The organism is Loktanella atrilutea, assembly GCF_900128995.1.
Taxonomy (GTDB): Bacteria; Pseudomonadota; Alphaproteobacteria; order Rhodobacterales; family Rhodobacteraceae; genus Loktanella; species Loktanella atrilutea.
Window position 1 is genome coordinate 21,688 of record NZ_FQUE01000019.1, and the last position, 6,123, is coordinate 27,810.

The following is a 6,123-nucleotide window of genomic DNA, read 5'->3' on the forward strand; positions in this document are numbered from 1 at the left end:
AGATCGCGAGCAATTGCCTGCATCGAGTGCTTACTTCCAGCCACCATTTTAAGATGTGTCGTATTGGTGTAGTTCTGAAGAAATAAATTAAACCAGACCGCTGGTAAGCATCTGTTACCTACCACGGCAAGATCGCTTGATTGTTAAAGTTGGTAGCATCAGATTGCGGATCATTTCGCAGCAGAACTCGTTTTTTCATTGTCAACATTGCCTTGAGTGTTGCCTGACCCCGACCGCTCCGGCCTGCGTTGAATCGCTTGTGTTCAGCGAGTCAGGCTCTTGAGACATGCCGATCTTCTGCGTCGACGAATGTTTGGTCGTGTAAGGGTACTTTGACCTGACACTGAACTTTCATCCAGCTGCGACTTGAACCCAGTTCCCGGACGGCTCGCCCTCACGTCGCAGGAGCACGAAGGGCCGCTGATAGCCGAACCGTCAACGCTCTTGGCCAGCTCCCACAACCGCCCACGCAGCACCGTGTCCGGCTCACGCTGCGCTCGGTAGCGGACCATCTTGTGATTCGCCCCGACAATCCGGCGCGCCTGTCGTTCCGAGAGCCCGAGTAGGGACCTCAGATGCGTGACCGCCGCGCGCTTCACGCTTCATGGCAGGCGTTACCACTTTTTTGAAACCAGTTCCTTCATCGCGGCGAGATCGAGCATCTGTTCGGCCAGCAGCCTCTTCAGTTTGGCAGTCTCCTCTCCTGCGGTCCACCTGGACCGGCGCGATGAGGGCGATATGGGCGTGACCTTTGAGCGATGTGTTAAGAGAGGCTTGTACGGACCGCTGCGCGGGACCAGGGCCGGCTTGCGATCGTATCGCTTCCTCGCATACAGTCCGATCAGGCATCGAAAGAGCGGCCCTTGCGACAGGACGCCAATTGCAAAGTCGTTTACTATCCCCATTACTTCCCCTTTAAGCCACACGACCTCGTCATTGGCGCTCCGACAGGTTGCGGGGTGCAATTGCGCGTGCGGTAAATCATTTTTTTGATGGGATCGCACCGGAATGAACTACACGCCAAGAGTTCTGCACCGGCTGGCCTGGCAAGATCATGATGCGCAACACCGTCCTGCCTCTACCGATGACGCGGTGGCGCTCCGGTAGTCGATCGCCCCCGGAGCCTGCGCGTGTCTGGCGCTTTCGCGGGGTGCAGATCGGGCGCGGGGATGCTACAGGGCGCAGTCGGGGGCTGGGTTTTGAAGGATTTCAAGAATTTGAAGAAGGATTCCCAACCCTCTGTATCTAATTCGAAATTACCGATGATTATCGCGAGGTGGCGACAGGCGCTCCGGGAGGGTGTCACCCGTGCTCCGGGACCTCTCTCTGCGCGCTCCGTCAGGGTGATCCTGGCGTCACGCGAGGGAGCCAGGAAAGTACATGTATTTTGCAGGGTATCTGCTGGTCACATGCTTGTACTTCACGGGTCCGATACCTGCACAGTGCGATGACATCGCAGGTGGAACGCTCATCATTTGATTTCTTCATGCCATGATCTTGTGTTTCGGCAGGGTGGCTTTTCAATTGCTCCCGGGCGGCCAATCCTGTTTTGAAATCAGGCCATTCCGATTTGACCATTTCGCCGGAATGCGGTATGTTCATTTCAACATGTGATCAGGTTGACCCCCCCGTGCTTTTACAATCCCTTTCCATTGCCTCCGTCCTGTCGAATGCCACACGGACCGGGGGGCGCGAGGTTGTCGTCGATCGCACCGCAGAGGGCCTTTACCGCAATGCCCTGACTTACCTGGAGCTCTGGAAAGCCCGGGCCCTGCAAGCAGAGGCCGGCCTGGCGGCGGCAGAGCTGAGCCGCAAACATCTCCAGGCCGAAGTTCAGGAACTCCGCCAGAGTGTGGCGATCTTGCTGAAGACCGGTCGCGCGCAGTCATAAGGACTGGCCGCAGGTGAGAGCTACGAGTGCGGTTCTGACATCTCAGCCGACATGCGGCGGAACGGGCAGGATCATCATGTCTTACCGGCCCCTTATATCGCCTTCTCTGATGCCGCGGCTCTTTTCCTGACCCATCGCTTGCTTCCTGCATGACGTTCGCAATGTCGCTCATGCGATATGGTCAAAGGAGTGACGACATGAACGCAATTCTCAACGACAGAACCTACACCGACAGCTACCTCGCGATCAAAGACGCGCGCGTGACTGTCGCCTCGGCGCTGGACCGCATGACGCCCGGACAGCTCCATGACCCGCTACGCGATTGGATTGCCCAGTGCCTGACAGTCGCACGGCGCGTATCCACAGCGCAGCGCAGGCTTGCGACGCGGACGCGGGACGCCTCCGACGCCCTGCCTGCGGCCGAAGCCCTGTCCGAGCTGGATCTGCTGCAGCGGAGTCATATGCAGCGAAGCCGACCTGACGCCGCGATCGGGCCGGCCGAGATGGATGCCCTGGAGCGGGAGTTCAAGCGCCTCTTGTTGCTGATCGTGGAGATGGTGAACGCGGCGATCCGCATGATCGCCCGGTTGTTTGGAGTTGATCTGCCCCTGATCGACGCCGCGCCGATCAGGACGGCTGTCTACGGAAATGATGCATACCGCAAGGCCAGGCACGGTGACGCGAGCCTGGTGGAGGCGGCCGCGGAGGTCATGCAGCAGGACTACCAGAGCGCACGCGGCGGCGCGCCTGATCATGACCAGGCGGTGGTATCTGCAGAGGTGATCCGCCAGGTGCGCGACTGCATCGGGCGTAACGGCGGCGCGACTGATCGGATCGACGAGGAGCGGCGTGCATATCTGGATGACCTGGCGCCGGCGGAGCGGGCAATCCTGACGCACGCGTCCGGCAACCAGATCGTCGAACATCTCTATCGCCACACGCCGATCGATGGGGTCAGGCCGTTCGCGGGTCGTGGCAACACGATGATGATCTGATCGGCAGAATTATCGTGATGACACGCAGGAGCCCCCGGTGGGGGCTCTTCGTGTTTCCGGGACCGACAGTCTAGACCCGGCTCATGGAGATATTGGTGGGGGCTGATGAAAGCACAGTTGGGGTAACGACGCGCAAGCCGCGCTGACGCCTGTCATCTTGGCCAGAGCGAAGCATGCACATACAATTTGGAGTCTGGACCGAGTGGCCAAGGCTGTTTAGGGCAAGAAGGAGTATGGGTTTCACGAGAAAGATCTCAATGGTATTTTCACTGTTCTAAAACTATCTGATAGTAGGCAAGAGCCAAAAAGTGACATAGTAAAAATGCTCTTAGTGTCATAATTTAAATTGAATTCAGCTATAATCTAATTGGGATGAAAATAGATGATTGATGCAGTAATTACTTGGGTTGACGGTAGCGATCCTGTTCATTTAAGCAAGCGTGAACGCTTCCAAGATCCATCAGCGCATCCAGATGCCTCTGGTCAACTTCGTTTCGCCAGTTCTGGCGAAATTCGGTTTTCCGTCTTGTCATTACTAAAATTCTGCCCCTTTGTGCGCTGCATTCATATTGTCACCGATGAACAGCGTCCTTTCGAACTTGGCTCCTTGCCGGACAGCGGTAAGATAAATTATGTTGACCATAAAGATATTTATTCTGATCACGCTGATCTTCTTCCTGTATTCTCGTCACGTTCAATTGAAGCGATGATCCATAGAATCCCAGACTTGGCTGAACGTTTTATATATTTGAACGACGATATCTTCATTGGCAGACCAATGCAGCCAACGGATTTCTTTAACGATGATTTACCTGTCTTGCACGGGAATCTCAAAAAAATGCCAAATGCGATACTGCAGCGACTGAAATCCAAACTCGGGCGCAGCAGACCGGGTTATAAAACTGCACAGCAGGCCGCGGCGCGAACGGTCGGTCGGCATAAGGACTACCTGTTGGTAGAACATCAGCCCCAGCCAATGCGACGATCGACTGTGGCAAACTATTATAATGACAAACCTGCCGCACTCCGTGCGCAGGCGAAACATCGGTTTCGATCCAACGCTCAATTTTCACCCATCGGCTTGGCGCATCATCTAGAGATTGCGGCTGGTGCACGCATATTTCCTCCGGTTGATATTGGATATATCAAGCCCGGCCACCCGACTGGTTCTGCATTGGCCCGCACGATGGAGGACCTAAATAGTGACGCTTATTCGTCGTTTTGTGTCCAGAGCTTAGAGGCGATGATGCCGGACGAGAGGGCGACAATTATTTCCGGGCTAGAGCGACGTTACGGTTAAGGCACTTCCACCACGTCAATATCTATCATGACTTGAACAACAAGCCAGTGTAATCTTGATGGAAAAATAGATTGTACATATCGTATGGGACTCTTTCGAAAAATTAAATCGAAATGGCGAACCCGCAGGGCGATGAAGGAAATGGTGTCGCGCCATATTGCTCCACGCCCACACGGACTTGATGCGCCACTTATCGTATCGCTAACGAGCTATCCCAAACGTTATGATGTTCTGCATTTAACGCTGACTTGCCTGCTATGTCAGACAATTATGCCCGATGAAGTCAGTTTGTGGATTGGTGATGGAGATTTCGAGCAGCTACCTGAATCGGTTTTGATGTTGCAGGAACGAGGCTTAAAGATCTACCGGACAAAAGATCTTCGTTCATTTAAGAAAATCATCCCTGCACTGAGTCGGTGGCCTGAAGCATATATAGCCACAGCGGATGACGACGTTTACTATCCTGCGGATTGGCTTGAGGGTTTGGTGGCGACGGCGATAGCCTTTCCGGGTCGGATTATAGCTCACCGGGTGCACCGCATCATTTATGACGCCGCAGGCGAGATAGAATCCTATGAGCGGTGGAGTAAAAATCTTCTTCGTGGACAGGAAGGGCAGGCTCTATTTGCAACTGGTGTAGGAGGTATTCTTTACCCACCACGAAGTCTGCACCCCGATATTGTGCGTGAAGACCTGTTCATGACGCTTTGCCCTGGCGGGGATGATCTGTGGCTCTATTGGATGGCGCAACGTCAAGGAAGTGTGGTGCGCCATGTCGGACCAAAGCATCGCACTATAGAGTGGCCTGGCTCTCAAGTATTTGCCTTAAGGTCCGTCAATCGGGGGACACCAGATGAAAGCGGCAATGACCTTGCTATTGCTAAGTTGACGAAATATTTTCGCCTATCTGAATAGGATGATCGACGCCGCGCCGATCAGGACGGCTGTCTACGGAAATGATGCATACCGCAAGGCCAGGCACGGTGACGCGAGCCTGGTGGAGGCGGCCGCGGAGGTCATGCAGCAGGACTACCAGAGCGCACGCGGCGGCGCGCCTGATCATGACCAGGCGGTGGTATCTGCAGAGGTGATCCGCCAGGTGCGCGACTGCATCGGGCGTAACGGCGGCGCGACTGATCGGATCGACGAGGAGCGGCGTGCATATCTGGATGACCTGGCGCCGGCGGAGCGGGCAATCCTGACGCACGCGTCCGGCAACCAGATCGTCGAACATCTCTATCGCCACACGCCGATCGATGGGGTCAGGCCGTTCGCGGGTCGTGGCAACACGATGATGATCTGATCGGCAGAATTATCGTGACGATACGCAGGAGCCCCCGGTGGGGGCTCTTCGTGTTTCCGGGACCGGGCAATTCCAGATCCGGCTCATGAAGACTTCGGCGGCGAACTTTCGAACCGGGAATGCAAGCGGGGCGGACAACTGCCGTTGCCCGCCCCGCTTGCCGTTCAGAATGCTGCCATACGGCAGAGAAGTGTATCGTTTTCACGATAAAGGTGCGGTCCGCAATTGCGGGACGTCCTTTGTATTTTAAGCTGCCATACGGCAGACCCTTCGCTGTTGCGGCGGGGCCGACACCGTGGCGCCGACAACAAAGAGATAGCACCAGAGTATTGCTGCACGATTAACAAATCTGCTCTTTTCGTGATATTTTGCATATTGAAGACCCGCGGGGCAAAGAACTTGTCATCGCCTGCGTCACGATCCCATTTCATGCAAGCTGGTGGACACCTGTCGGGGCTCGCAGCGATGCAGACACTCCGAACGTTCTGCACATTTGCTGCACGACCGGAGGTCATTCAGAAGTCGGGTTGAGGGACGATTGTAAATGCTGGATCAAATTTCCCCAGAAGTGCTGGCGCAAAATTCCCCACCTCACGGGTTCGGCGATCAGCCGGAGAATTGATTGGCGCCTCCG

5 protein-coding genes and 1 pseudogene are annotated in these 6,123 nt (G+C 55.4%); 5 read left to right on the top strand and 1 reads right to left on the bottom strand.

Features of this window, described 5'->3' with window-relative positions:
- Window positions 1-378: 378 nt before the first annotated feature.
- A pseudogene (locus BUA54_RS21645) lies at window positions 379-701 on the bottom strand (IS3 family transposase); the annotation flags it as partial.
- Between the two features lie 893 nt (window positions 702-1,594).
- Here BUA54_RS21645 and BUA54_RS19120 point away from each other — a divergent pair.
- From BUA54_RS19120 to BUA54_RS19140, 5 genes are all read left to right on the top strand, one after another.
- On the top strand, window positions 1,595-1,891 hold the full coding sequence (locus BUA54_RS19120) for a hypothetical protein (protein ID WP_072858858.1): 297 nt from the start codon (window positions 1,595-1,597) through the stop codon (window positions 1,889-1,891).
- Window positions 1,892-2,088: 197 nt separating this feature from the next.
- A complete protein-coding gene (locus tag BUA54_RS19125) occupies window positions 2,089-2,886 on the top strand; it encodes a hypothetical protein (protein ID WP_072858859.1) in 798 nt (265 codons plus the stop codon).
- 382 nt (window positions 2,887-3,268) lie between these two features.
- On the top strand, window positions 3,269-4,186 hold the full coding sequence (locus BUA54_RS19130; RefSeq protein WP_072858860.1) for a stealth family protein: 918 nt from the start codon (window positions 3,269-3,271) through the stop codon (window positions 4,184-4,186).
- Between the two features lie 132 nt (window positions 4,187-4,318).
- The gene (locus tag BUA54_RS21050) at window positions 4,319-5,101 is read left to right on the top strand and encodes a glycosyltransferase family 2 protein (RefSeq protein WP_143155533.1); all 783 of its coding nucleotides are present in this window, start codon (window positions 4,319-4,321) and stop codon (window positions 5,099-5,101) included.
- A 1-nt stretch (window position 5,102) separates the two neighbouring features.
- Window positions 5,103-5,489, top strand: a complete 387-nt coding sequence (locus BUA54_RS19140) for a hypothetical protein (RefSeq protein WP_072858862.1) — start codon at window positions 5,103-5,105, stop codon at window positions 5,487-5,489.
- Window positions 5,490-6,123 lie beyond the last annotated feature (634 nt).

Excerpts from the sequence above, each read along its gene's own strand:
- BUA54_RS19140 (WP_072858862.1), top strand. The coding sequence starts at position 5,103 with ATGATCGACGCCGCGCCGATCAGGACGGCTGTCTACGGAAATGATGCA.
- BUA54_RS19130 (WP_072858860.1), top strand. The coding sequence starts at position 3,269 with ATGATTGATGCAGTAATTACTTGGGTTGACGGTAGCGATCCTGTTCAT.
- BUA54_RS19120 (WP_072858858.1), top strand. The coding sequence starts at position 1,595 with ATGTTCATTTCAACATGTGATCAGGTTGACCCCCCCGTGCTTTTACAA.
- BUA54_RS21050 (WP_143155533.1), top strand. The coding sequence starts at position 4,319 with ATGAAGGAAATGGTGTCGCGCCATATTGCTCCACGCCCACACGGACTT.
- BUA54_RS19125 (WP_072858859.1), top strand. The coding sequence starts at position 2,089 with ATGAACGCAATTCTCAACGACAGAACCTACACCGACAGCTACCTCGCG.